Annotated in this window: 21 protein-coding genes; 4 read left to right on the top strand and 17 right to left on the bottom strand. The window is 72.7% G+C overall.

Going from position 1 to position 25,162, the window contains the following annotated elements; genetic code table 11:
- Positions 1-21: 21 nt before the first annotated feature.
- The 7 genes from ACN28C_RS21775 to ACN28C_RS21745 are packed head-to-tail and all read right to left on the bottom strand — an operon-like array spanning position 22 to position 7,515.
- Positions 22-891: an ABC transporter permease gene (locus ACN28C_RS21775; RefSeq protein WP_422769389.1), complete on the bottom strand. Its 870-nt coding sequence runs from the start codon at positions 889-891 to the stop codon at positions 22-24.
- A complete protein-coding gene (locus tag ACN28C_RS21770) occupies positions 888-1,727 on the bottom strand; it encodes an ABC transporter ATP-binding protein (RefSeq protein ID WP_422769388.1) in 840 nt (279 codons plus the stop codon). The genes ACN28C_RS21775 and ACN28C_RS21770 overlap by 4 nt, the downstream gene beginning before the upstream one ends.
- On the bottom strand, positions 1,724-2,608 hold the full coding sequence (locus tag ACN28C_RS21765; protein WP_422769387.1) for an ABC transporter permease: 885 nt from the start codon (positions 2,606-2,608) through the stop codon (positions 1,724-1,726). Before ACN28C_RS21765 ends, ACN28C_RS21770 begins: the two co-directional genes overlap by 4 nt.
- A gap of 7 nt (positions 2,609-2,615) precedes the next feature.
- Entirely contained in the window at positions 2,616-3,743 is a 1,128-nt protein-coding gene (locus ACN28C_RS21760) for a TIGR03842 family LLM class F420-dependent oxidoreductase (RefSeq protein WP_422769386.1), read from the bottom strand.
- Positions 3,744-3,750: 7 nt separating this feature from the next.
- Entirely contained in the window at positions 3,751-5,232 is a 1,482-nt protein-coding gene (locus ACN28C_RS21755; RefSeq protein WP_422769385.1) for a CoA-acylating methylmalonate-semialdehyde dehydrogenase, read from the bottom strand.
- Positions 5,233-5,244: 12 nt separating this feature from the next.
- The gene (hydA, locus tag ACN28C_RS21750) at positions 5,245-6,648 is read right to left on the bottom strand and encodes a dihydropyrimidinase (RefSeq protein ID WP_422769384.1); all 1,404 of its coding nucleotides are present in this window, start codon (positions 6,646-6,648) and stop codon (positions 5,245-5,247) included.
- Between the two features lie 27 nt (positions 6,649-6,675).
- Positions 6,676-7,515 carry a nitrilase-related carbon-nitrogen hydrolase gene (locus tag ACN28C_RS21745; protein WP_422769383.1) on the bottom strand — a complete coding sequence of 280 codons (840 nt, stop codon included), beginning with the start codon at positions 7,513-7,515 and terminating at the stop codon, positions 6,676-6,678.
- Between the two features lie 170 nt (positions 7,516-7,685).
- Here ACN28C_RS21745 and ACN28C_RS21740 point away from each other — a divergent pair, with 170 nt between their 5' ends.
- Together ACN28C_RS21740 and ACN28C_RS21735 are read left to right on the top strand one after the other, a co-directional pair.
- The gene (locus ACN28C_RS21740) at positions 7,686-9,068 is read left to right on the top strand and encodes an aminotransferase class I/II-fold pyridoxal phosphate-dependent enzyme (protein WP_422769382.1); all 1,383 of its coding nucleotides are present in this window, start codon (positions 7,686-7,688) and stop codon (positions 9,066-9,068) included.
- A gap of 147 nt (positions 9,069-9,215) precedes the next feature.
- Complete coding sequence (locus ACN28C_RS21735; RefSeq protein WP_422769381.1) at positions 9,216-10,172, top strand: hypothetical protein; 957 nt, start codon at positions 9,216-9,218, stop codon at positions 10,170-10,172.
- A gap of 559 nt (positions 10,173-10,731) precedes the next feature.
- On the opposite strand, the gene ACN28C_RS21730 is transcribed toward ACN28C_RS21735, so the two are convergent.
- The 4 genes from ACN28C_RS21730 to ACN28C_RS21715 all read right to left on the bottom strand — a co-directional run bounded on the left by ACN28C_RS21730 (position 10,732) and on the right by ACN28C_RS21715 (position 13,651).
- Positions 10,732-11,457 (bottom strand): SDR family oxidoreductase, encoded by a 726-nt coding sequence (locus ACN28C_RS21730; protein ID WP_422769380.1) that lies wholly within the window; start codon positions 11,455-11,457, stop codon positions 10,732-10,734.
- Positions 11,458-11,468: 11 nt separating this feature from the next.
- A complete protein-coding gene (locus ACN28C_RS21725) occupies positions 11,469-12,296 on the bottom strand; it encodes a helix-turn-helix domain-containing protein (RefSeq protein ID WP_422769379.1) in 828 nt (275 codons plus the stop codon).
- Positions 12,297-12,365: 69 nt separating this feature from the next.
- On the bottom strand, positions 12,366-12,857 hold the full coding sequence (locus ACN28C_RS21720; protein ID WP_422769378.1) for a DinB family protein: 492 nt from the start codon (positions 12,855-12,857) through the stop codon (positions 12,366-12,368).
- Positions 12,858-12,937: 80 nt separating this feature from the next.
- Entirely contained in the window at positions 12,938-13,651 is a 714-nt protein-coding gene (locus ACN28C_RS21715; protein WP_422769377.1) for a DUF4386 domain-containing protein, read from the bottom strand.
- Between the two features lie 86 nt (positions 13,652-13,737).
- Here ACN28C_RS21715 and ACN28C_RS21710 point away from each other — a divergent pair, with 86 nt between their 5' ends.
- Both ACN28C_RS21710 and ACN28C_RS21705 read left to right on the top strand, forming a co-directional pair.
- Positions 13,738-14,427: a TetR/AcrR family transcriptional regulator gene (locus ACN28C_RS21710; RefSeq protein ID WP_422769376.1), complete on the top strand. Its 690-nt coding sequence runs from the start codon at positions 13,738-13,740 to the stop codon at positions 14,425-14,427.
- A 68-nt stretch (positions 14,428-14,495) separates the two neighbouring features.
- Positions 14,496-15,569: an ornithine cyclodeaminase gene (locus ACN28C_RS21705; protein WP_422769375.1), complete on the top strand. Its 1,074-nt coding sequence runs from the start codon at positions 14,496-14,498 to the stop codon at positions 15,567-15,569.
- Positions 15,570-15,615: 46 nt separating this feature from the next.
- On the opposite strand, the gene ACN28C_RS21700 is transcribed toward ACN28C_RS21705, so the two are convergent.
- From ACN28C_RS21700 to ACN28C_RS21675, 6 genes are read right to left on the bottom strand one after another with little or no spacing between them, the layout of a single operon-like run.
- Positions 15,616-16,641 carry a transcriptional regulator protein gene (locus ACN28C_RS21700; RefSeq protein WP_422769374.1) on the bottom strand — a complete coding sequence of 342 codons (1,026 nt, stop codon included), beginning with the start codon at positions 16,639-16,641 and terminating at the stop codon, positions 15,616-15,618.
- A 48-nt stretch (positions 16,642-16,689) separates the two neighbouring features.
- The gene (locus ACN28C_RS21695; RefSeq protein WP_422769373.1) at positions 16,690-17,019 is read right to left on the bottom strand and encodes an acyl carrier protein; all 330 of its coding nucleotides are present in this window, start codon (positions 17,017-17,019) and stop codon (positions 16,690-16,692) included.
- Positions 17,012-18,274 carry a type III PLP-dependent enzyme gene (locus tag ACN28C_RS21690; protein ID WP_422769372.1) on the bottom strand — a complete coding sequence of 421 codons (1,263 nt, stop codon included), beginning with the start codon at positions 18,272-18,274 and terminating at the stop codon, positions 17,012-17,014. The genes ACN28C_RS21695 and ACN28C_RS21690 overlap by 8 nt, the downstream gene beginning before the upstream one ends.
- Positions 18,271-19,788 (bottom strand): class I adenylate-forming enzyme family protein, encoded by a 1,518-nt coding sequence (locus ACN28C_RS21685; protein WP_422769371.1) that lies wholly within the window; start codon positions 19,786-19,788, stop codon positions 18,271-18,273. Before ACN28C_RS21685 ends, ACN28C_RS21690 begins: the two co-directional genes overlap by 4 nt.
- Complete coding sequence (locus ACN28C_RS21680) at positions 19,785-24,713, bottom strand: condensation domain-containing protein (RefSeq protein WP_422769370.1); 4,929 nt, start codon at positions 24,711-24,713, stop codon at positions 19,785-19,787. The genes ACN28C_RS21685 and ACN28C_RS21680 overlap by 4 nt, the downstream gene beginning before the upstream one ends.
- Complete coding sequence (locus ACN28C_RS21675) at positions 24,710-25,111, bottom strand: phosphopantetheine-binding protein (RefSeq protein ID WP_422769369.1); 402 nt, start codon at positions 25,109-25,111, stop codon at positions 24,710-24,712. Before ACN28C_RS21675 ends, ACN28C_RS21680 begins: the two co-directional genes overlap by 4 nt.
- Positions 25,112-25,162 lie beyond the last annotated feature (51 nt).

Below are 25,162 nucleotides of genomic sequence, written 5' to 3'. Positions count from 1 at the left end.
GCGAGTGCCAGGCGGGTCGGCTCAGCCGGGCCGCCGCGCGCGCCAGGGCATCGCGAGGCGTTCCAGGCCGAGGGCGGCGAGATAGAAGACGAGACCGAGTACGCAGGCACCGAGCACGAACGCCCAGGCGCGCGGGTACGCGGTGTAGGAGGCGGCCGAGGTGATCCGGGATCCGAGCCCGTCCTGCCGCCCGCCGAAATACTCGGCCACCACGGCGGCGATCACCGAGAGCGAGGCGGCCTGCCGCAGCCCGGTGAAGACGAACGGCAGTGCCCCGGGGAGCCGGACCAGCCGGGTGAAGGTCCAGCCGCCGGCCGCGTAGCTGTGCATCAGCTCCCGGTGCACCGGGTCGACCTCGGCCAGCCCGCGCAGGGTGTTGAGGAAGACCGGGAAGAAGACGACGATCGCCACCACCAGTCGGCGTGGGATGCTGCTGGTGGAGGAGAACATGGTGTTGAGGATCGGAGCCAGGGCGATGATCGGCAGCGCGTTCAGTGCCGCCGCGACCGGCAGCGAGACCTCGCCCAGATAGCCGAAGCGGCTGGCCAGCATGGCGGCGGCGAGCGCGGCCAGGGTGCCGAGGAGCAGCCCGATCGCGGCGTTGCCGCCGCTGGCCAGCCCGACCTGCCAGATGGTGGCCCGGTTGTCCCAGAACTCCGCGCCGATCCGGGAGGGCGCCGGGAGGATGAACGGCGCCACCCGGCCCAGCGTCACCGCCAGCTCCCAGACCAGCAGGCCGAGCAGCCCGACCAGCAACGGCGGCCACGCCGCGCGGAGCAGCGCATTGGCACCCCGTCTCCGGCGTCGGCGCCGGGCCCCGACCGGGGCGGCCGGATCCACCGCGAGGGTCGGATCGATCCGGGCCGCCGATCCCCCACCCGCCGCCGTCACGTCGAGGCTCCGGACGTCGTGCCACGCAGCGCCTGCCGGACCCGGGTGATGCCGGCGAAGAAGGCCGCCGACTGCCGGGTCGCCTCGGTCCGCTCCCCCACCGCCACCTCGACGACCTCGACGATCCGGCCGGGACGGGCGGACATCACCACCACCCGGTCCGACAGATAGACCGCCTCCGGGATCGAGTGGGTGACGAAGAGGGTGCTGGTGCCCTTGCGGGCGCAGATCCGCAGCAGTTCGTCCTGCAACCGTTCCCGGGTCATCTCGTCCAGCGCGCCGAACGGCTCGTCCATCAGCAGCAGCGGCGGGTCCACCGCCAGCGCGCGGGCGATCGCCACCCGCTGCTGCATCCCACCGGAGAGCTGGTCCGGATAGTGCCCGGCGAACTCGGCCAGCCCGACCAGGTCGAGCATCTCGCGCGCCTTGGCGTGCCGGGCCCGCCGGGACAGGCCGCGCAGTTCCAGCGGCAGTTCGACGTTGCGGGCCACCGTCCGCCACTCCAGGAGCCCCGCCTGCTGGAACGCGATGCCGTAGGCCAGGTCGAGACGGGCCTGCCGGGCCGACCGGTCGGCGACCCGGACGGTGCCGGCGGTCGGCGGCACCAGGTCGGCCACCAGCCGGAGCAGGGTGGACTTGCCGCAGCCGGAGGGGCCGATCAGGCTGACGAACTCGCCCCGGCCGACGGTCAGGTCGACGCCGTCGAGCGCGGTCACCTCGTCGGGGCGGCCGGCGTTGAAGACCTTCGTCACCCCGCGCACCTCGACCGCCGGCACCACACCGGCGCCCGACGCTCCACTGTCGCCGGTCAGCGTGCCCTCCGTCGTACCCGTCACCGTGTCGAGACCCTTCGTCCGGGGGTCAGCAGCAGCTCCGCCAGGCCGACGGCGCCGGCCACGGCGAGCCCGAGCAGCGCCGCGCCGAGCAGCGCGGTGTAGACCTTGGCCGGGTCGGTGGTCGCCTCCCGGGAGTACTCGATGACCAGCCGGCCGATCCCGCCCCGGGTGCCGGTGGAGATCTCCCCGACCACCGCGCCGACCACCGCCGCCGCGGCGGCCAGCCGCAGGGCCGGGAAGAGGTACGGCCGGGCGGCCGGCAGCCGCAGCTTCACCAGGGTGCGCCACCAGCCGGCGGCGTAGCTGCGCATCAGCTCCTCGGCGATCGGGGCCGGTGACTGGAGCCCGCGCAGCAGCCCGACGGCGATCGGAAAGAACGCCAGGTAGCTCGCGATGGTCGCCACCGACATCCACGGCTCCCACGGCCGGGAGCCGATGGAGAGCCGCCCGCCCCAGCCGGCGATCACCGGGGCGAGCGCGATCAGCGGCACGGTCTGGGAGAGGATCACGTACGGCAGCAGCCCTCGCTCGGCCACCCGGAACCGCTGCATCAGCACGGCCAGCGCCGCACCCACCAGTACGGCGACGGCGAAGCCGACCGCCACGCTGCGCAGGGTGAACGCGGCGGCCCGGAGCACCACCAGCCCGACCGGCTCGCCACCGGTCAGCTCCGGGTCGGCGAACCGGCCGAGGATCTCGGCCACGTGCGGCATGGCCGCGTCGTCGGCCCGGGGCAGCAGCCGGACCCCGAACAGCATCGTGCCGTCCGGATCGCCGACCGCCTTGTAACCCTCCCAGAGCAGCGCGCCGAGCAGCACCGCGCCGAGCACGCCGGCCGGCACCCGGAGCCGGGCCCGCCAGCCGCGAGGCGAGCTGGGCATACCCGGCTCAGCCCGCCGTCGCCGGCACGTCGACCCCGGACCGGGTTGCGGGCGCTCCCGGCGCTCCGGCCGGCGGTGCGGTCCCGTCCAGTGCCGGGATGACCGACTCGCCGTACGCGGCCAGGGTGCCTTCCTTGTCGTCGTGCTGGAGATAGACGGCGAACTGGTCGACGCCGAGCTCCCGCAGCGCGGCGAGCTTCTCCAGGTGTGCCGAGACCGGCCCGAGCAGGCAGAACCGGTCGACGATCTCGTCCGGTACGAAGTCCGTGTGCGTGTTGCCGGCCCGACCGTGCTCGGCGTAGTCGTAACCGCGCCGTCCGGCGATGTAGTCGGTCAGCGCCCTCGGCACCGCACCGGAGCCGGGGCCGGGGCCGGGGCCGGGGCTGGCGGCACCCGAGCCGGAGTCGGCGCCCGCGGTGCCGTACCGGGCGACGATGTCGGCGACGTGGTTGCCGACCATGCCGCCGAACCAGCGGCACTGGTCGCGCTGGTGGGCGAGGTCGTCGCCGACGTAGGCGGGTGCGGCGACACAGAATCTGATCGCCGCCGGATCCCGGCCGGCCCGCTCGGCGGCCCGCCGGACCGCGCCGATCATCCAGGCCGCGATGTCGGGGTCGGCGAGCTGCAGGATGTAGCCGTCGCCGACCTCACCGGCCAGGGCGAGCGCCCGGGGCCCGTACGCCGCGATCCACATCTCCAGCGCGCCGCCGCTGACCCACGGGAAGCTGACCTCCCGCCCCCGGTAGCTGGCGGTGCGCCCGTGCGCCAGCTCCCGGATGACGGTGACGCAGTCCCGCAGCTCGCCGATGGTGGTCGGCGGATAGCCGAGGGTACGCAGCGCCGAGTCGCCGCGCCCGATCCCGCAGACCGTACGGTTGCCGTACATCTCGTTGAGGGTGGCGAAGAGGGAGGCGGTGACGGTCCAGTCCCGGGTGCCGGGATTGGTGACCATCGGCCCGACCGTCACCCGCTCGGTCTCGGCGAGGATCTGCGAGTAGATCACGAACGGCTCCTGCCAGAGCAGGTGCGAGTCGAAGGTCCAGACGTGGCTGAAGCCGGCCGCCTCGGCCCGCTTCGCGAGCTCCACCACCTCGCGGGCCGGCGGGTCGCACTGGAAGACCACCCCGACGTCCATGGGTCGCTCACCGCACCTTCGGGAAGCCGAGGTCGACCTCGCTGGTCGCCGGGTCGGGCCAGCGCGAGGTGACGACCTTTGTCCTGGTGTAGAAGGCCAGCCCCTCCGGGCCGTACATGTGCAGGTCGCCGAAGAGCGACGACTTCCAGCCGCCGAAGCTGTAGTAGGCGACCGGCACCGGGATCGGCACGTTGATTCCGACCATGCCGCAGACCACGTCGTACTGGAAGCGCCGGGCCGCGCCGCCGTCCCGGGTGAAGAGGGCGGTGCCGTTGCCGTACTCGTTGGCGTTGACCAGGGCGACGGCCTCGGCGTAGCTGTCGACCCGGACCACCGAGAGCACCGGCCCGAAGATCTCGTCGGTGTAGTAGCCGGAGTCGGTCGAGACGTCGTCGACCAGGGACGGGCCGAGGAAGAACCCGGGCCCGTCGGCGGCCGGCAGCGTCCGCCCGTCGACCACCACCTTCCCGCCGGGCCGGTCGAGGTACCCGCGTACCCGGTCCCGGTGCTCGGCGGTGATCAGCGGTCCCATCTCGGCGTCCGGGTCGCTGGCCGGGCCGACCCGGATCCGCGCCATCCGCTCGGCGATCGCCGCGACCAGCGGGTCGGCGACCGCGCCGACCGCGACCACCACCGAGACGGCCATGCAGCGCTCCCCCGCCGAGCCGAACCCGGCCGAGACGGCGGCGTCGGCGGCGGCCCCGACGTCGGCGTCCGGCAGCACCACCATGTGGTTCTTGGCCCCGCCGAGCGCCTGCACCCGCTTGCCGGCGGCGGTGCCGGCGGTGTAGATCGACCGGGCCACCGGGGTGGAGCCGACGAAGGAGATCGCGGCGATCCCCGGGTCGGCGAGCAGCGCCTCGACCGCCGACCGGTCGCCCTGCACGACGTTGAACGCGCCGTCCGGCAGCCCGGCCCGGCGCAGCAGGTCGGCCAGGAGCAGTGAGACGCTCGGGTCCTTCTCGCTCGGCTTGAGCACGAAGGCGTTGCCGGCGACAAGCGCGGTGCAGAACATCCACATCGGCACCATCGCCGGGAAGTTGAACGGGGTGATCCCGGCGACCACCCCGAGCGGCTGCCGGATCGAATAGACGTCCACCCCGGTCGCGGCCTGCTCGCTGTAGCCGCCCTTGAGCAGGTGCGGGGCGCCGGCGGCGAACTCGACGTTCTCCAGCCCCCGGGCCACCTCGCCGGCCGCGTCCGCCACCGTCTTGCCGTGCTCGGCGGAGAGCAGGGTGGCGATCTCGGTCCGGTTGGCGTCCACCAGGTCGCGGAACCGGAACATCACCTCGGCGCGCCGGGAGAGCGACGCCGCCCGCCAGCCGGGCTGCGCGGCGGCGGCGGAGCGGACCGCGGCGCGTACCTCGGCGTCGGTGGCGGCGACCACCTCGGCCTGCCGCTGGCCGGTCGCCGGGTCGTGGACCGGCAGCCGCCGGTCCCCGGTGCCGGGCACCTCGGCCCCGTCGATCCAGTGTGGAATCGTCCGCATCAGCTCACCACCTCAGCTCAGGTACGTCGAGAGTCCGCGCCGCAGGTAGCGCCCGTGCCCCCGCCGCCCGTGATAGGTGCCGTCGGCGACCAGTACGCTGCCCCGGCTGAGCACGGTGTCGACCCGGCCGGCGATCTCGTAGCCCTCGTACGCCGAGTGGTCCATGTTCATGTGGTGGGTCTGCACACTGATCGTGGTCCGCCCGGCCGGGTCGTAGACGACGATGTCGGCGTCGGAGCCGGGGGCGAGCACGCCCTTGCGGGGATAGAGACCGAACATCCGGGCCGGGGTGGTGGCGATCGTCTCCACCCAGCGTTCCAGGGTCAGCCTGCCGTCGACCACGCCCTGGTAGAGCAGGTCGACCCGGTGCTCGACCCCGCCGATGCCGTTCGGGATCTTCGAGAAGTCGCCGAGCCCCAGCTCCTTCTGGTCCTTGAAGCAGAACGGGCAGTGGTCGGTGGAGACCACCGCCAGGTCGTTGCTGCGCAGCCCCTGCCAGAGGTCGCGGTGGTGCGACTCGTGCCGGCTGCGCAGCGGGGTGGAGCAGACCCACTTGGCGCCCTCGAAGCCGGGCGCGCCGAGCTGGTCCTCCAGGGTCAGGTAGAGGTACTGCGGGCAGGTCTCGGCGAAGACGTTCCGGCCGGCGTGCCGGGCCGCCGCCACCTGGGCGAGCGCCTGGCTGGCGCTGAGGTGCACGATGTAGAGCGGGCAGTCCCGGGCCACCTCGGCGAGCCGGATCGCCCGGTGCGTCGCCTCGGCCTCCAGGGCCTCCGGCCGGGTCAGGCCGTGGTGGATCGGCGCGGTCTCGCCCCGGGCCAGGGCCTGCTGCACGAGCACGTCGATGGCGATGCCGTTCTCGGCGTGCATCATGATCATGGCGCCGTTCTCCCGGGCCCGCTGCATCGCCCGGAGGATCTGGCCGTCGTCGGAGTAGAACACCCCCGGGTACGCCATGAAGAGCTTGAAGCTGCTGATCCCCTCCTCGGCGACGAGCATGTCCATCGCCTTGAGCGCGTCGTCGTCGACCCCGCCGAGGATCATGTGGAAGGCGTAGTCGACGTGGCAGTTCCCCTCGGCCTTGGCGTGCCAGGCGGCCAGCCCGTCCTGCACCACCTCGCCGGTGCGCTGCACGGCGAAGTCGACGATGGTGGTGGTGCCGCCGTACGCCGCCGCCCGGGTGCCGGTGTCGAAGGTGTCGGAGGCGTTGGTGCCGCCGAACGGCAACTCCATGTGGGTGTGCGCGTCGATCCCGCCGGGGATCACGTATTTTCCGGTGGCGTCGACGACCCGGTGGTCGCCGTCCGGGGCCCGGCCGGGCGCGTAGAGCGCGACGATCGTCTCACCGTCGACGAGGACGTCGGCCGGGTGCGTCCCGGTCGCCCCGACGACGGTGCCGCCGCTGACCAGCAGTGTCATGAGCTGTCCTCCCCCTGCTGGCGCCGGTTACGGCCGGACGAGGCTGTCGTAGGCGTCCGGGCGGCGGTCCCGGTAGAAGGCCCACCTGTCGCGTACCTCGGCGAGCAGGCCGAGGTCGAGGTCGCGGACGATCAGCTCCGGGGCGTGTCCGTCGCCGACCTCCCCGACGAACTTTCCCTCCGGGTCGACGAAGTAGGAGGTGCCGTAGAAGTCGTTGTCGCCGAGGTCCTCGACCCCGACCCGGTTGATCGCGCCGACGAAGTATTCGTTGGCCACCGCCGAGGCCGGCTGCTCCAGCTTCCAGAGGTAGGCCGAGAGTCCCCGGCTGGTCGCCGAGGGGTTGAAGACCACTGTCGCACCGGCCAGCCCGAGCGCCCGCCAGCCCTCCGGGAAGTGCCGGTCGTAGCAGATGTAGACGCCGATCCGCCCGACGGCGGTGTCGAAGACCGGATAGCCGAGGTTGCCGGGGCGGAAGTAGAACTTCTCCCAGAAGCCCTTCACCTGCGGGAGGTGGGTCTTGCGGTATTTGCCGAGATAGCTGCCGTCGGCGTCGACCACGGCGGCGGTGTTGTAGAGGACGCCGGGCTGCTCCTGCTCGTACATCGGCAGCACCATCACCATGCCGAGCTCGGCGGCGAGCGCGGCGAACCGCTCGGTGGTCGGTCCGGGGATCGACTCGGCGTACGCGTAGAAGCCCGTGTCCTGCACCTGGCAGAAGTAGGGGCCGTAGAAGAGCTCCTGGAAACAGATGATCCTGGCGCCCTGTGCGGCGGCCTGCCGGGCGTACTCCTCGTGCGCCTTGATCATCGATTCCTTGTCGCCGGTCCAGGTCGTCTGCACCAGGGCCGCGCGGATGTTCTCTGCCATGGTCGGACCTCCTCGGCACCGTGCCCGGGTGGTGGTGGCGCCCGTCGGGGGTGGAGTCTGCTTGACCTTGTCGTGACCTTTGCTTTTTCGACCGGATGGCGTAGGACTTTAGTGACACAAGTGGAGCCGGACAATGGCCAATTTGTTACTGATTTTTTCGGAGAAGTAACATGCTGCAGCTCATCGCCAGTGCGATCGACGACCGTACGGCGCGGGGCGTCGCCGCGGCGGTGAGCCGACTGGTCCGGACCGGCGAGCTGCCGCCCGGCAGCCGACTGCCGACCGTCCGCTCCGTCGCCCGGGAACTCGGGATCAGCCCGACCACGGTCAGCGAGGCGTGGCGCTCGCTGGCCAGCGCGGGCGCGATCCAGACCCGGGGCCGCTCCGGGACCTTCGTGCTGCCGCCCAACCGGCTCCGGCAGAGCCTCCGGTACGCCCGGCTCAGTGCCAGCCCGGCCACGTTGCCGCACGACTTCTCCACCGGCGTACCCGACCACGACCTGCTGCCGGAGCTGGCGCCCGCGCTGCGCCGGATCGGCGACACCCGGCTCACCACCTCCTACCTGGAGGAGCCGGTGCTGCCCCGGCTGGAGGTGGTGCTCCGGGAACGCTGGCCGTTTCCGCCGCAGCAGCTCACCGTGGTCGACGGCGCGCTGGACGGGGTGGACCGGGTGGTCGCCGCCGCCGTCCGGCTCGGCGACCGGGTGCTGGTGGAGAATCCGACCTTCCCGCCCCTGCTCGACCTCCTCGACACCGTCGGCGCGGTGCCGGTGCCGGTCACCCTGGACAGCTCCGGCATCGAGCCGGCCTCGCTCACCGCCGGACTCGACCGGGCCCCGGTGGCGCTGCTGCTCCAGCCCCGGGCGCAGAACCCGACCGGGGTCTCGATGACGCCGCAGCGCGCCGCCGAGCTGGCCGACGTGATCGCCCGGCATCCGCTCGGCCGCACCGTCGCGGTGGTCGAGGACGACCACGCCGGAGAGATCGCCTCCGCCGCGCCCGTCTCGCTCGGCGAATGGCTTCCCGACCAGGTGGTGCACATCCGCAGCTACTCCAAGAGCCACGGCCCGGACCTGCGGCTCGCGGCCGTCGGCGGGCCGGCCGCCCTGGTCGCCTCGGTCGCCGACCGGCGCCTGCTCGGCCCCGGCTGGTCCAGCCGGGTGCTCCAGGCCGTCCTGCTCGACCTGCTCACCGACCCGGCGACGATCCGGTTCCTCTCCGGCGCCCGCCGCGAGTACGCCCGCCGCCGCAGCCTGCTGACCGCCGCCCTCGCCGACCGGGGGATCGACGCCCCGACCCCGGACGGGATCAACATGTGGATTCCGGTACGCGACCAGCAGCACGCGATGCTCTCGCTCGCCGCGCACGGCATCGCCGTCGCCCCCGGCACCCCGTTCGCGGTCTCGCCGCTCGGCGGCGACCACGTGCGGTTGACCGTCGGGCTGGTCCGGGACGGCTTCGACGACCTGGCCGACCTGCTGGCCGACGCCGCCGGCGGGCCACACCGGGCCAGCGGCCGTCGACTCCGCACGCTCCGCCGCACCACCCGCTGAACCGGACCGGAGCCGCACCATCCGCCGAGCCGAGCCGCCCCGCCGAGCCGCGCCGCCCCGCCGAGCTGCGCCGCCCCGCCGAGCTGCGCCGCCCGGTATTGCTCGTGATCGCTACCCTCCGGGCAGTCGAACGCGGAGGGCGGAGTCATGACGAGCGAGTCGGAGCAGAGCCAGCCGGCCCGCCCCGACCGGGAAAGCTCCGCCGACCACGACCCCGACGGCGCCTCCGCGCCGGAGTCGGGCCGGGAAAGCGGCCGGAGCGTCCGATCGACGGCGACCGTGGTCGGCTCGGTCCTGATCACCCTGGCGACCCTGCTGGCCTGGTTCTTCGACCACCAGGCGGCGAAGTTGGAGCAGGAGGCGGCGGAGCGGGACCGCATCGCGTTCCAGCGGATGTGCGACGACCCCGCAGCGGCCGCCGCGATGGTCGCGAACCTGCCGGCCATGGCCGCCCTCTGCCCCGGCGGGCTACGCCAGTTGCTCTCGATCCCGGCCGGCGAGGTCGACGCCGGCCCCGAACTGGTCGACGCCTACCTGGACCGGCTGCGCGGCCTGCTCGCCGCCACGCTGCCCGGTGACGACGTCTCGGCGTACGTCGGCGCCATCCACCGCGACGACCGTTACGCGGCGGCGTTGAGCACCCTGCACCGCAGCGCCCGACACTGCGAAGCGGTCTTCCCGACCGGTGCGCCCACGCCGACCAGCCGGCGACCGACGGGCAACTTCTGGGACGACTCGCCGCGCGTCGAGGTGGTCCCGCAGTCGTCGACGCTGCGGACGAGCGGCCGGCCCGATGGCGGCACGCTCATCGAGGTGCGGGTAGTCGACGCCGTGCCGAGCTGCCTGACCCGGGGGACGTTCGAGGTGGGGCGACCGCCCCGGTTCGTCGGGACCACCGCCCTCGCCCTGTCGTTCAGCGTCGGCACCGGTCCGACCGGTCAGCGGGTCTGGCTCCTCGACGAGCTGACCGCCTGTCCGGTACGCCCGGACCCGCTCGCCGCCGAGCCGATCCTCGGCACCTACTCGCTGACGAAACGCCAGTCGATCCGCGAGGGTGTCGCCGATTCCCTCTTCGCCTACGCCGGCAGCACCTGCCCCGGATAGCCGGCCCCGGACGGTCCTGGCTGTCCCGGACGCCGACGCCGCCGGGCAGGCTGTCCGCCACCTCCACGCAGTCGGCGCGGAGCCCGACGCGCAGGCCGGGGCGCGTCGGCTGACGACCCACGCAGCCACCGCTCACCCACCGCGACAGCCGCTCAGAACCATTCACCGCTCCGCACCGTGGATCACCGTCCGGTGATGGCGGTGAGGGTGCCCCGCACGCACCGTCCGCAACGAGATCTTGGAATTCTGTGGTTCGAGAAGAACCACGAATTCCAAGAATCTTGGTCGCCTGCGACATCGCTGGCGCATGAGCGTGGGTCCGGATGGGACGGAGCTACGATCAAGGCCTCGGGCCGCGATGTCGGCGGACCGGCCGAGGCGGCACATCGACGGGGGAGGTCCGGTGAGCCCGGTGGTGACGGCGGTGGCCCGGGACGACGGGCACCACTTCAGCAAGCCGACCCGGGGCAGCATCCGGCTGCTGGCCGGGCTGGGCGTGGAGGGCGACGACCGCGTCTGACCCCGGCTGCGGTCGGTTCCACCATCACACACACCGGTTTCAGACGATCGCGCCGCCGGTCGCGCGGATGTTCTGCCCGGTGATCCAGTGTGCGTCGGGGCCGGCCAGGAAGGCGACGACGGCGGCGATGTCGGCCGGCTGACCGAGCCGGCCCAGCGCGGTGAGCGCGGGGATCTGCTCCAGCGCCTCGGCGGGGTTCACCGCCCGGAGCAGGTCGGTGTCGGTGGCGCCGGGCGAGACGGTGTTGACGGTGATCCCCCGGGGTCCGAGTTCCCGAGCCGCGATCGCGGTGAACTGTTCGAGCGCGGCCTTGCTGGCGCTGTAGAGGGCGGCACCGGGCACCGGCAGCACCGTGTTCAGGGTGGAGATGTTGACGATGCGGCCACCGTCGCGCAGCAGCGTGGCCGCCTCGCGGATGGCCAGCAGCGGAAACTTCGCGTTGACCGTCATCACCCGGTCGAACTCGTCGGCGGTGATCTCGGCGATCGGCGTCGGCGTGTTGACCGCGGCATTGTTGACCAGGATGTCCAGGCCGTCGTCGCGGACCGGTGCGAACATCGGCCCGAGGCTGGCCAGATCCGCCTGGTCGGCCCGGACGGCGAGCGTACCGGCGTAGCGGCTGACCAGGTCGTCGGCTGCCGCGCGGTCGCGGCAATAGGTGAAGACCACCCGGGCGCCGGCCTCGGCGAACCGCTCCACGATGGCCCGGCCGATCCCCCGGGAGCCGCCGGTGACCAGGGCCGTCCGGCCGGATAGCTGTGTCATGCCCGGAGACGCTATTGCCGGCCGGGCACGAGGTCTTGAAGGAATGCGCACAGCTGTGTCGGAGTGAGTCCGGACAGCGCCCGCACCTCGCGGGTGAAGTGCGGCTGGTCGGCGTAGCCGGTGTCGGTGGCCGTCCCGGCCAGCGCCGCGCCGCTGGCGAGCAGCCCGATCGCGCGCTGGAAGCGGACGATCCGGGCCACGGTCCCCGGCGTCAGGCCGATCTGCCGGCGGAACCGGAGTTCGAGGCAGCGCCGGCTGAACCCGACCCGGTCGGCGAGGGCGCCGATCCGGAGGCCCGCCGGAGCCCGCTGAAGCTGCCACCAGGCGGAGCTGACCATGGTGTCCGGCTGCGAAGCGCCTCCGGCCGTCGCGCTGTCCAGGATCTCGCCGGTGAGGATCTCGTCGAGCAGTGCGAACCGGGCGGACCAGTCCGGCGCGGCGGCCAGCCGCTCGACCAGCCCGGTCGCGGGCCGGCCGAGCAGGTCCGGCAGCGGCACCGCCGTCCCGGCCAGCTCCCGCATCGGTACGCCGAGCAGCGCCGCGACCCCCTCGGGAGTGAGCCCGACACTCACGCCGTACGCCCACGTGCTCGGACCGGCCACCGTCGGCGTGCTCCGTGCCCCGGTGACCAGGGCGTACGGGGCGGCGAGGTCGATGACGAGGGTGGCGAGGTTCAACGGCAGGAGCCGGTGCGGCAACGCGGACCGCGCCCCGGCGCGGAATCCGGCGTAACCCAGCACGTAGCGCCGGAGCCGCACGTCCGGCAGCCGGGCGACCGTCTCGCACGGCAGCGGCTGCGGTCGCACCGGTATCGAGTGGATCTGCGGCAGCGTGCGCATCAGGCACCATCATGGACCGCCGCACCCCGGGCCGCGCACCAAATATTCCGCCGGTCCGGACCCCGGTGGCTACGAACCCCGGCGGATGTCGAGCAGGTGGTGCTCTCCCTCGTGCACGGTGTGCCGGCCCAGCCAGAGCAGCGTGCGGGTCTGCCGCTCCGGCCACGGGTAGACCCCGGTCCTGTCCAGCTCGGCCGGGCCGAGCGGCGCGAACGCGCTCGCCAGCCCGTCGGCGGCCGCGACGAGGTCGCCGAGCACGACGGCTGGATCCTGCTCGTTGTACGCGTCGGCGACCGCCCGCTCGTCGCGGCCCATCGGGGTGAACTCCGGTCCCTCCACGGCGAGGGCCAGGGTGAGCCGCTGCCGCTGGATCCGGAGGACGTCCCGCATGTGGCAGGCGTACTCGAGCGGCGACCACACCTGCTCGGCCGGTCGCCGTCGCGGGTCACGGGCCGCGCTCAGCGCCGTGGAGTATCGCGTCCCGAACTCGTGCAACCGGCCGGGCAGCGCCGCCGCCGGCACGGACGGATAGTCGAAACCGCACTCGTCGCAATGGTCCACGACGGTCAGCGTACGGCCGCTGCCGGCCGACGTCGGGTGCTCGCCGCACGCCACGCACCGGAGACAACGGTGGACCGGCGTCAACCGGCGGAGCGGGCCAGCGGTGCGGGGCTGCCGGTGCCCGACTCTGCCGGCGCCGGGTCAGTGCCCGGGAATCCTCGCAGGACGAGCAGCACGCCGAGCGCCACCTCGAAGAGCCCACCGGGGACGGAGAGGGCCAGCCCGACCCCGTAGCCGAGGACCTCGAGGACCGCACCGGCCAGGAGGACGGCGTATCCGAGCAGACCCCAGAGCGCGAAGGGTCGGGGCACCAGCCGGGCCCGCAGCAGGATCCGGCAGAAGAAGAGGCCGGCGACGCCGAGCGCGATCATGCCGAGCTGGTACGCGTACCCGTTGCCGTCCTGCGCGACCCGGGCCAGCGCCGGCAGCACCGCGGCTCCCTCGGCACCCCCGCCGGCATGTTCCCTGGCGAGCGGGACCAGCAGCAGGAGGAGCACGATCCCGACGGCCAGCAGCACCGCTTCGATCGTCCGGAGCAGGAGGTAGGCGTAGGCGGAGAGCTCGCCGTGCGGCCGCAGGATCGGGAAGGAGAGCAGCCCGATGCCGACGACCACCGCCGAGTTGACAAGCATCAGGAGCGCTCCCGCCGAGAGTTGCCGCTGGTGGTCGTGCACCTCGGCGAGCGCCTCCGGGACGCCGATGCCGGAGTCGACCAGGGCGGTGCCGGTGAGGTAGGCGACGAAGGCCAGCAGGAACAGCGTTCCGACGAATCGTCCGGTGATCTTGGGTGACATGGCGGACCCTCTCGCTCGGGCGTCACCTTACTTAGTACGGTACGGTACCGTACTAAGTACGAAGACACCATCGTCCGGGAGCCGGAGTGCCGGAACCAGTTCACGACAGCACGGCCGACCGCACACCGCTCAGCCGTGACCGGGTGCTGCGCACCGCCGTCGCCGTCGCCGACCAGGGCGGCATCACGGGGCTGACGATCCGCTCGCTGGCCCGGCAGCTCGGCGTCAAGCCGATGTCGGTCTACTACCACGTGGCAAACAAGGACGAGATCCTCGACGGCATCGTCGACCTGGTCTTCGCCGAGATCGACCTGCCCTCGGCCGACGGCGGGTGGCGGTCGGAGCTGCGCCGCCGGGCCGCCTCGGCCCGCCGGGTGCTCGTCCGGCACCCGTGGGCGATCGGGCTGCTGGAGTCGCGCTCCACCCCCGGGCCGGCGACCCTGCGCCACCACGACGCGGTGATCGGCACGCTGCGCCGGGCCGGCTTCCCGGTACGCCTCACCGCCCAGGCCTATGCCCTGCTCGACAGCTATGTCTACGGGTTCGCGCTCCAGGAGGCCTCGTTGCCGTTCCACGGTCCGGACTCCGCCGCCGACGTCACCGAGCCGATCATGCAGGGCTTCTCCCCCGACGACTATCCGCACCTGGTCGAGATGGCGACCGAGCACATCCTGCAACCCGGCTACGACTTCGGCGACCAGTTCGGGTTCGGGCTCGACCTGATCCTCGACGGTCTCGCGGCGTTGCTGCCCGACGGGGCCGAACCCGCGCCCTGACCACCGTCGGACCGCCGGGCAGCGCCCGGCTGGTATCTTTCGTGATCATCGTGCCCGAGGAGTCCAGTGTGCGTGACCCTGCCGGCGAGCCCGACGACGGACTGCTCTACCTGACCCGCGACGAGGTCGTGACGTGCCTGGCGGAGGTCGACCCGGTCGAGGTCACGGCGGAGACCCTGCGCCAGCACGCCCTCGGCCGATCGATCCTGCCCGACGAGGCTTACCTCGGCTGGCGCACGGCAGCGGGACACCAGGCGCGGTCGTTGGGCATGCCCGGCGCGGTGCAGACCGACGACGGGTTCGCCCTCGGCATGAAGATCATCAATGGCAGCCTGGGCAATCCGGCACGCGGACTGGCCCGGTCCCAGGGACTGCTGATGATGTTCGACCCGGAGACGGCGTACCCGGTCACCGCCATGGAATCCGCCTACATCAGCGCGCTGCGCACCGCGGCGGTCACCGCCGTGAGTGCCCTGCGGCTACATCCCGGCCCGATCCGCCGGATGGCCGTGCTCGGCTGCGGCACCCTGGCCCGGGCCCACCTGCGCCTGCTCCCCACCGTCCTGGACAGCCTCGCCGAGATCGTGCTCTACGACATCGACCGCGACCGGGCCGAGACACTCGTCCACGAGGTAGGCGCCGGCCCGGTCAGCGGCCGGCACAGGGTCGAGGTCGCCGACGGTCCGCGCGGCTGCGTCGAGGGTGCCGACCTCGTGGTCACCGTGACCGTGACCACCGAGGGATACCTCGAACCGGGTTGGTTCGCCCCCGGAGCCCTGATCGCCCACGTCTCGCTCGACGACGTGCTGCCCGAGGTGGTCGCCGCCGCCGGCCTGCTGGTGGTGGACGACTGGGGCCTGGTGAGCCACGACGACCGGCGCCTGCTCGGCCGGATGTGGCGGGCCGGACAGCTGCGCGCACCCGATGGCGGCTACCACCCGGAGGCGGTGCCCGTGCCGCAGGCGCCGCAGGTCGACACCACGCTGGGCGAGGTGCTGGTCGGCCGGCATCCCGGAGCTGCCGGCGCGGGGGAGATCGTCCTCAGCAACCCGTTCGGGATGTCCATCCTGGATGTCGCGCTCGGGGCGAGAGTCGGGCGGATCGCCCGGGACCGTGGGCTCGGGCTACCGCTGGCCCGGTGACCGCCGTCTCCCGCCCGCGTCTCCCCGCCCCTCGCCCCGTCGGGTGTCAGTCCGTTTCCAGCCGGTCGAGATCATCGGCGATCTCGTTCCAGCTCCGGGCATACTCCCGGGCGATCCGGGCCACGATGATGGCGCAGTGCGCCGGCAACCCCGCCGTCACCTGGTCGGCCTGGCTCCGGGAAACCGTCCGGGAGGCAAGCCAGCGCAGCAGGCCGCGCCCCGACTCGGTGTAGCAGAGCGACGGATCCCGGCGCAACCCGTTCAGTAGCGCCTCGACGTCGACCTCGACCTCGTGCTCCTCCCGGCGCACCGACGCCCCCGCCCGGTCGCGCTGCTGGGCCGGGACCGGATCCTGTCCCGCCCGGACCCGGGCCCGGACGTCCCGGGCCGTACCGACCGAGATGCCGGCCTGCCGGGCGATCTCCCGCAACGGGGCGTCCGGGCTGGCCGCGATGACCTGGCTGGCGATGTGCCGCCCCTCGGCCGTGCTCAGTGGTCGCACCTTCCCGTCCCGACCGATCCGGCGCTGCGGGCTCCCCGCGCCGTCGGCGGCGAAGCTCTCCCGGAGCGCCGCCACCGTCCGTGCCGCGATCCCGGCGATCCCGGCGATGGACCGATCCGACAGGTCCGGACTCGACACGATGATGCGGGCCGCCGCCGCCTGCCGCTCGGCAAGGGTCAACGGCAGGCCATGGGTGACGTTGGCCCTGACCGCGAGTTGGAAGGCTTCCTGCGCGGTGCCGTAGAAGAACTGCGCGGCGATGTGCGTGGCGCCGCCGTCGAGCCGGGCCGCGCTGAGTCGGTGCACGCCGTCGATCACCCGCATGCTCTGGCCGTGCACCAGGATCGGCGGCAGGGCATCGCCGGCCTCGGCGAGAACCCGCACGTACGCCGGGTCCGGCTCCTCCAGCCGGGGCGAGTCCGCCTCACGCAGCTCACTCAGGCGGACCCGGACGACCGACGAGAACCCGGCTCCGGGCACCGGTCCGGCGTGCAGCGGTGCCCCGGAGTGCAGGGGTGGCCCGGAGTCCAGGGGCGGCGGAGCAAGTCGGATCGGCAGGACGGCACTCATGGCACGGCTCTCCTTGACAGATGACCGACGACGAGTCACTGACCCCGGTCACGCGTCGACGTCGGCACGGTAGTTCTCGAGAAAGGTCTCGACCTCCTGCGCACTCGGCAGCCGGGCTTGCCCCTGGGCGACCGCCCGGTCAAGCAGCTCGGTGATCTCGGCGAGGCGTTCCACCTCTCCGGCCTGCTGCGCGATCGTCGGATCGATCTGGAACAGTTCCTCCACCGCACAGCCCAACTCCAGCAGTGCCAGCGAGTGGTATCCCAGGTCGGCGACGAGCCGGCTCTCCGGCGTCAGCGCGACGGTCTCGTCGGGTGGGGCAGGTGCGACCACCGCCACCAGCCTGCGGACCATTCCGTCCGTCGACTCGTCACTCATCGATCGCCCGCTCCGCAACTCCCGCCCACGACGTCAACTCCCGCTCACGAAGTTCGATCCGCCGCGCGCCGACCACCGAACCGTCCTCGTCCACGACCACCTCGGCCGGCACCGGCTTGCTGAGAAACGCCAGCAGACTGGCGGAGAGCCCGTACGCGCCCACGTTGGGGATCCGGAGCACGTCGCCGACGACGGGGATCCGGATCTCTGCCGAACGACTCAGCAGATCCAACGGCGTGCACAGCGTGCCGACCAGGGTGACCCGCTGGAGTTCACCGCCGCCGGACGGATCGGGCGCCGGGCTCGGCTGCACCTGGGGAAGGGTCCTGCCGAGCCCGGACATGCCACCCAACGCGTTGACGCCGGCGTCGAGGATGACATGGGTGGTCTTCCCGCTCGTCTTGACGTCCAGCACGGTCGTCAGCAGGGTGCCCGAGGTGCCGACGAGGAACCGTCCCGACTCGAAGGCCACCCGTGGCCGTCCCTGGCGCCAGCCCGGCAGCGTGGCGTCGAGCACCTCGCTGAGCTTCGTGCCCAGGCCGAGGTAACTGGGCCGGGCACCCGGTCGGGCGAACGGGGCGGCGAACCCACCGCCGATGCTGACCAGCCGACCGGCGATGCCGGTCGCGGAGAGCAGCTCGGCCGTGGTACGCAGGCTGAGTTCGAACTCGGCGAGCAGATCGTCCTGGTCCGGCACGTTGGTGGCGGGGAAGAGGTGCACCCCGACCGGGTTCAGCAGACCGCCGTCCCGACCGTCCCGGATCAGCTCCACGGCCGCCTCCGGGGAGGTACCGAACTGGGTAGCGACCCCGGTCATCCGCAGCCCGGTACCGCGGCCGGCCGCCCGAAGGGTGTTGATCCGGACCAGGTAGTCGACGGGGACGCCCCGGGACCGCACCGCCGTGGCCAGGCGCCGGTGGTCGACCTCCGACTCCACCGAGAAGGTACGGACCCCACGGTCGAGAGCGTCGTCGAGTTCCGCCGCCGTCTTCGCCGGCCCGGTGAAGAGGCACCGTTGCGCCGCCTGCCCGGCGGCGAGCGCGGACCACAGCTCGCCGGAGGAGCTGACCTCGCAGAACAGTCCGCACCGGACCAACTCGGCCACGACGGCGGGGTGCGGGTTCGCCTTGAGCGAGTAGTAGAGCCTGGTCTCCTCCGGCAGTGCCGCCCGCAGGTCACGGGCGGCCGCCCGCACCTCGGCGAGCCGATAGACGTAGAGAGGCGTGCCGAAGCGCGCGACGAGGTCGTCCATCATCCAGTCACCATGCCCTCACCGAGGCGCTTCTTGTCGATCTTGCCGCTGCTCGTCCTCGGCAACTCGTCCACGAGAACGCACCGGTCGGGGACCTTGGCCGGCTCCAGACGGTCGGCGATCCCCTTGAGGATCTGCTCCTGGCGCAGCCGGGACCGCACCCAGAGCACACATTCGCGGGCGGCGCCGACCAGCGCGGCGGCCGCCTCCTCGACCTCGGGGATGTCCAGCGCCGCCGCCTCGATCTCGCCGACACTGGTCCGAACCCCCCGGCGCTTGAAGATGTCGTCCCGGCGACCGACGAAGGCGACCGCCCCCTGCTCGTCCAGCGTCCCGAAGTCGCCCGTGCGGAGGATCCGTTCGCCGGTCGCCGGGTCGGACCCGAACCGCTCGGCGGAAGCCGCCGGCTGCTGCCAGTACCCGGCCATCACGTGCGGACCGCGTACGACGATCTCGCCAACCCGACCCGGCGGCAGCGGTGCCCCGTCCTCCCCCACCACCTCCACCCGGGTACCGGGCAGGGCCGTCCCCACCGTCCCCGGCTTGGTGAGATCCTCGTCGGGTGCGGCGATCGTGATCCGCTTGCACTCGGTCATGCCGTACATGGGCACCACCGCCACCCCGGGGAACGTCGACCGGAGCGAGTCCGCGACCCCCCTGGTGAGCGCGGCACCGGTATTGGTGATCAGTCTCGGTCGGACGCCGGACTCGCTCCGGCCCGCGAGTCCGAGCAGCGTCTGCGCGTACGGCGGCACCACCGGCAGCACCGTGGGACGGAAGGTACGCAGCCATCGGAACGCCGAGATCTCGTCCGCAGCGCTGGCCAGGGCGAGCTGGGCCCCGGCCTGGGCGCAGAGGAACATCTGGTAGAGGCTGTAGTCGAAGGAGAAGGGCAGCCGGGCGTAGACGATGTCCTCGGACAGGTAGCCGAGCCGGCCGGCGATCGCCTCCACCGCGAACGCCACCTGGCGGTGTGGGCAGACGACGCCCTTCGGCCCGGCGGTCGATCCCGAGGTGTAGACGAGGAGGGCCAGATCCGAGCCGGACACCCCGGCGGGATCGTCCCGCGGGGTGAGCACCGCCCACTCCCGGGCCGCCTGGTCCGGGTCGATCACCTCAAGACCCGGCAGCGCGGCCACGGCGGCGGCGAAGCGTTCGGGATCGCCGCCCAGCGCGAGACCGGGCCGGGCGTCCCGGGCCACCGCCGCCAGGTGGTACGGCCGGGCCTGCGCGCTGACCGGTACCACCGCCACCCCGGCACGCAGGGCCCCGTGGATGACCGCCACGAGACGACGCGAGTTGGGGAGCGCCACCAGCAGGCGGTCGCCCTGTCGCACCCCCCGGTGCCGGAGCCAGCTGGCCACCCGCTGGCTCGCCGAGAGCAGCTCCCGGTAGGTCCAGCTGCCCGACTCGTCGCGCACCGCGGCAGCATCGGGCCACCGGGCCGCCGCGTCCTCGAGAAACCGGTGGACGAGCTGACCGCGGTCGTCGTCCGGACCGCCGTTGCCCCCGCTCACCGCGCCGCCCCGGTCGGTGGCTCCTCGGCCCGGACGGCGTCGATCTCCGCCCAGAGGGCCACGGGGGTCGCGAAGACGTCGAACACGAGCCGCTCCTCCGAGAGGAGGATGTCGTACGTCTGCTCCACCGTGACCAGCAACTCCACGATGGTGAGGGAGTCCAGCCCGAAGGCGGCCAACTCCAGGTCCGGGGCGAGTTCCTCGTCATCCGGTAGCAACGGCAGCGCGGCTCGGAGCAGTTCCTCGAACCGCTCGTCCCAGGGCTTCCCACCCCCGGCGGTCGGCTCCACCGGGGCGGAGCGGCGCAGCAGGGCGTCGACGTCGAGGGCGCCGTGCCCGGTCAACGGCCAGTCGTCGAGCAGCAGCACCCGATCGGGCACGAGCCGCCGGGGCAGCCGGTCGGCCAGGGCCCGACGGATCTGCGCCGGGTCCGGCGACCCGCCGGTCACCGGGCGAAGAAAACCGGTCAGCCCGGCCGTCCCGTCGACGTGGCGCAGCAGGTAGCCGTCGCGCACCGCCGGTAGCGTACCCAGGACCTGCCGGGCGTGACTCAGCTCCAGGGGATGACCGTCGGGCCCGGCCTGGCGATGGATCGGGCCGAGCTGCTCGATGCGGCCGTCGGCGCGTACCCGGGCCAGCAGCCCGGTGCGGAACAGCCGGGTGCCGCTGTGGAAGGGATCCGGGACGAAGTCTTCGGCGGTCCGCGCCGGATCGTCGAAGTACCCGTTCGGCACCGCCGGTCCGCTCACCGCCAACTCCCCGCGCACTCCGACCGGCACCGGGCGCAGCTGGGTGTCGACGATCCGTACGGTGAGGCCGGGCAGCGGTCGACCGTCCACCGTCACCCAGCCGGGGATGCCGGCACCACCCGCCACCGGCGTCGGCCGGCCGGGGCCAGCGGCGTACCAGGACTCCGGAAGGCTCGTGTGGGGGTCGCCGCCCACGATCATCGTGAGCCCGGCCGGGCAGGAGCCCTCCGGCACCATGCGCTCGGCGACCAGCGGGGTCGCCTGGGCGTGCGTGACCGCGCCGGAGGCGATGAGTTCCGTCAACTCGACGGCCTGGTCCGGGACGGCCGGTCGGGAGACGACGACCTGGCCGCCAGTGGTCAGCGGAAGCAGCAGCTCGCTGAGGGCGGCCAACGAGGTAAGAGCGCTGGAGAAGAGCCAGCCGGAGCTGTCCGTCGTCGGTGTGCCGGCGCTGGCCAGGGCCGAGGCCAGGCCGGACAGCGCGTGCGCCAGGGCGTCGTGGGTGATCGTCGTGAACGGCGCGGCGCCGGAGGTCGGGTCCGGATACAGGCAGGCCGTCTCGCCGGGATGTGGCCGGACCCGGTCCAGCCAGTCGCTGATCCGCCCAACCGTGCCGTCCTGTAGGCCCAGCAACTCGGCGCCGGCGGCGACCACCGGGACACCGTCGATCCGGGTGGTACTGGTGGTCGCCGTGGAGGACTTGACGAAGGCGGCGAGCCCGACGGTATCGGCCAGCTCACGCAGCCGGGCGACCGGAGTCTCCGGGTCCAGTGGCAGCCAGGCCGCCCCGACCTGCCAGACCGCGAAGAGCTGCGCCGGTACCCAGACGTCGCGCACCGGTGCCACCCCGACGATGTCCCCCCGGCCGACACCGGCATCCCTGAGCCGACAGGCGAGTCGGCCGGCGAAGGCGTCGAGCTGCCCGTACGTGAGGGAGTCCCCGCCACAGCGGACGGCGAGAGCGTCCGGCCGGTCGCGTACCCACCCGGCGTAGGTCTCGGCCGGACTCCGCCCCGTCGTCACCAGCGCGGCGCCGGTGCCGGCGACCGCCACCGCCTCGATCTCGGCCTCGGGGAGGCAGGCGGCGTTCGCCGACGCGTCCGGGTCGGCCGCGATGCTCTCCAGCACGGTCCGGTAGATCGCTCCCAGCCGCGCCGTGTTCTCGCGGCTCAGGAAGTGGGTGGTGGTGTTGAGCTGGACCACGCCGGAGATCGTCGAGACGTGCAGGGCGAACTCGTTCTCCGTCTGGTCGACGGTCGCCCCCCACTCGATCAGTCGCTTGTCGACCTGATGGAAGTCGAGATAGTTGAACATGACGTCGAGAAGTGGGGGTCGCCGGCCGACCTCGCGCTGGATGGCCTGCATGGGATAGCGGCGGTGCGCCCACACGTCGGTCAGGTCACGATAGACCGCCGTGACGAATCCGCCCCAGGTGTGGCTGCCGTGCGGCATCGGGAAGGGCAGGGTGTTGAGGTACATGCCGGGCACCCGGTCCGCCCCGACGATCTCCGGACGGGCGTCGCAGACAAGCCCGGTGTAGAACCGGTCCGTCTCGGCGACGACGCTCAGTACCTTCAGATGGGCGGCGAGAAGAACGGCCTTCAACGAGGTGCGCGTACGGGCCGCCACCTCGCGGAGGTCGTCGGCCAGGTCCAGGAAGGGGATCCGGTGGAGGTACCGCTGCGGGGGCGCGGCCGGGTCACCGCGCCAGGCAAGCGGCGGCCGGGCCGAGGTCCGGCCGTCGACGACACCTCGCCAGAAGGCGCGGTCCGACTCCGAACGTAGGGCCGCCTGCTCGGCGGCGATGTGGTCGGCGAACCGGAACGGGACGGGTTCGGCGGCTGCGGGAGTGCGACCGGCGCGCAGCTCGTGGTAGCGGGAGACGATCTCCATGATCAGGGAGTGACAGCTCCACCCCTCCAGAATCGGGTGGCACTCGGTGAGCGACAGCCACCAGTCGGTCGTGCCGTCGCCGGTGTGCGCGTGCAGCCGGACAAGTGGCGCCTGCGTCAGGTCGAATCGCCGCTGGCGCTGCGTCTCGGCGTACTGGAGCAGTCGTGACTGCCATCCGGCCTGGTCGAGCCTGCCGTGCCTCGTCCGGTCGACGGTGATGGTAGCCCGCCCGTGCACCAGTTGCAGCGGGGCGGAGTAGCTGTTCAGGTCGAAGGTGGTCCGGAGAACGTCGTGGCGGTCGACGGCGGCCTGTGCGGCGCCCCGCAGGGCGGCCAGGTCGAGCCCGTCGTCGTCGCGCACCAGAAACGACGTGGTGTCCTGGTAACGGCTCAGCTCCGGTCGGGTACGCATCTCCACGATCATGCCGAGCTGGGCCGCACCCACCGGATAGGCGTCGACGACATCCTGCGGCAGCAGACCGCGGTCCGCCTCGGTCACCATCGCGAACGGCGGGATCCCGGCCGGAAGGTCCGCCGCCCGGGACCGCCCGGCGAGGATCGGCGCGAGTTCCTGGATGCTCTGGTACGCGAAGATGTCGACGGCGGCGACCTCGAACCCGGCGGCTGACAGCCGGGCCGCGAGGGCGACCGCCTGGAGCGAGTCACCGCCGAGGTCGAAGAAGTTGGCCGCCGGGTCGACCTGCGCCAGGCCCAACACCTGCTGCCACACCGGCTCCAGCCGGGCGAGGAGGTCGGGGTCGATGTCGCCGACGGGCTCGGATAGCCCGGCCGCGGACGGCGGCACCGGCCGGGCGGGACGGCCGGAGTTCACCGGGCCGCGGGCGGCGCGGGCCAGCACCTGGAGCTCGGCCAGCGAGGTGTAGGGGTCGGCCGTCGCCTGCTCCAGCAACCGTCCGAAGAGGCCGGCCAGCTCCCGTGCGGTATCCGCCGGGAAGAGCGCCGTGGCGTACTCGAGAGCGGCGTAGAACCGGCCGTTCGGGGCCTCCTCGACGTGCAGGGTCAGGTCGAACTTGGCGTGCTGCACCGCCTGTTGCCGGATGTGCACGATGTCGAGTCCGGGCAGGTCGAAGGCGCCGCGCTCGGTCGGGTTCATGTCGAACGCGACCCGGAACAGCGGATTGCCGGCCGCGACACGGGTCGGACGCAACTCGTTGACCAGCCAGCTGAACGGCACCTCCCGGTGGTCCAGCGCGTCGAGCAGGTGGGACCGCACCTCCGCGAGGAGGCTGGCGAAGGAGAGCTGGATCGGGCACTGGGCACGCACCACGACGGTGTTGATGGCATAGCCGACGAGCCGGTCGAGCTCCGGTCGGGTGCGCAGGGTGACGGGCATGCCGACGGCGACGTCGGGACTGCCCGAGACCTGCGACAGCATGGCCTGGTACGCGGCAAGCATGACGGTGGTGGGCGAGGTCCGGCGGGCCGTCGCGAGCTCGCGGACCAGGTTGCTGGTCTGGGCGGGGATGTCGACCCGGACGATCGCACCCTGCCAGCCGGGACGGTCCGGGTGCGCCCCGTCGACCGGGAGCGGCAGGGTGTCCAGCCCGTCCAGCCGGTTCCGCCAGTACGCCAGGTGGCGGTCCAGCGCCCCTCGGGTCCGACCGGCCCGTTCCCAGGCGGCGTAGTCGGCGTACTGGACCGGTACGGCCGGAAGGTCGACCGGCTCACCGCGGAGGTGCCCGGCGTAGTACGCGCTCACTTCGGCGGCGATCCGGTGGTAGGCGTATCCGTCACAGGCGATGTGGTGCGTGACCATGGTGAAGAGGTGCCGCTGCGGACCGGTGCGGACCACCGTGACCCGCAGCGGCGCCTCGTTGACCAGGTCGAAGGGTGTGCTCCGCTGTTGGTCGACGATCCGCAGGCCCTCGGCCTCGGCCTCCGGCCGGTCGGCGAGGTCGACGAAGGTCAGCGTGAAGCGGCTCGGTGGATCGACGATCTGGACCGGCTCTGCGCCGTCCTGCCGGTAGCGGGTACGCAGCACCTCGTGCCGGTGGACGACCTGCTCGAAGGCGTGCCGTACCCCCTCGACGTCCAGCGCGCCGGTCAACTGGAGCACCCAGGACACCAGATAGGCCGGGCTCGCCGGGTCCAGCCGGTGCAGGACCCACATCTGTTCCTGGCCGGTGGAGAGGAGCAGCGGGCGGCTACGGTCGGCCGGGCCGATCTCCCGGCGCGGGCGCGCGGATCCGCGCAGCCTGCGCTGGACCCGCTCCTCGTGTTCGTCGGCGTGTCGCTGACGACGGCTGTCCGGCACTGCCGTCATCGCTGGTACGCCTCCTCTGCCGGGTCCGCCTGCGGTTCCGCGTCTGCCGTCCCGGCCTGCGCGACGTCGGCGCGGACGAGTTCCTCGACGGCGCGGGCAAGCCCGGACACCGTGGGTTCGTCGAAGAGCACCCGGACGGGAACCTCCACCCCGAAGGTGTCGTAGACGCTCCACAGCAGACGGGCCGCGAGCAACGAGTTGCCGCCGAGTACGAAGAAGTCGTCGTCGGGGCCGACGTCGTCGCGCTCCAGCAGCTCACCGACAAGTCGCAGGATCGTCTCCTCATGCGACGAGGTTTCCGCGGCGCCACCCGATCCGGTGCCGTCCGTGTCATCTGGTCGGGTGCCGTCCGGTCGGGTGCCGTCCACCGCAGCCGGGCCTGCCTGGTCGGGGTTCATGGCCGAGCCCTTTCCGCGAGTCGTGGTGAGCGGGTATCGGCCCACCGACGG

It is taken from the genome of Plantactinospora sp. WMMC1484, from assembly GCF_049315195.1.
GTDB lineage: Bacteria > Actinomycetota > Actinomycetes > Mycobacteriales > Micromonosporaceae > Plantactinospora.
This window is presented reverse-complemented; position numbering and strand designations above follow the sequence as displayed.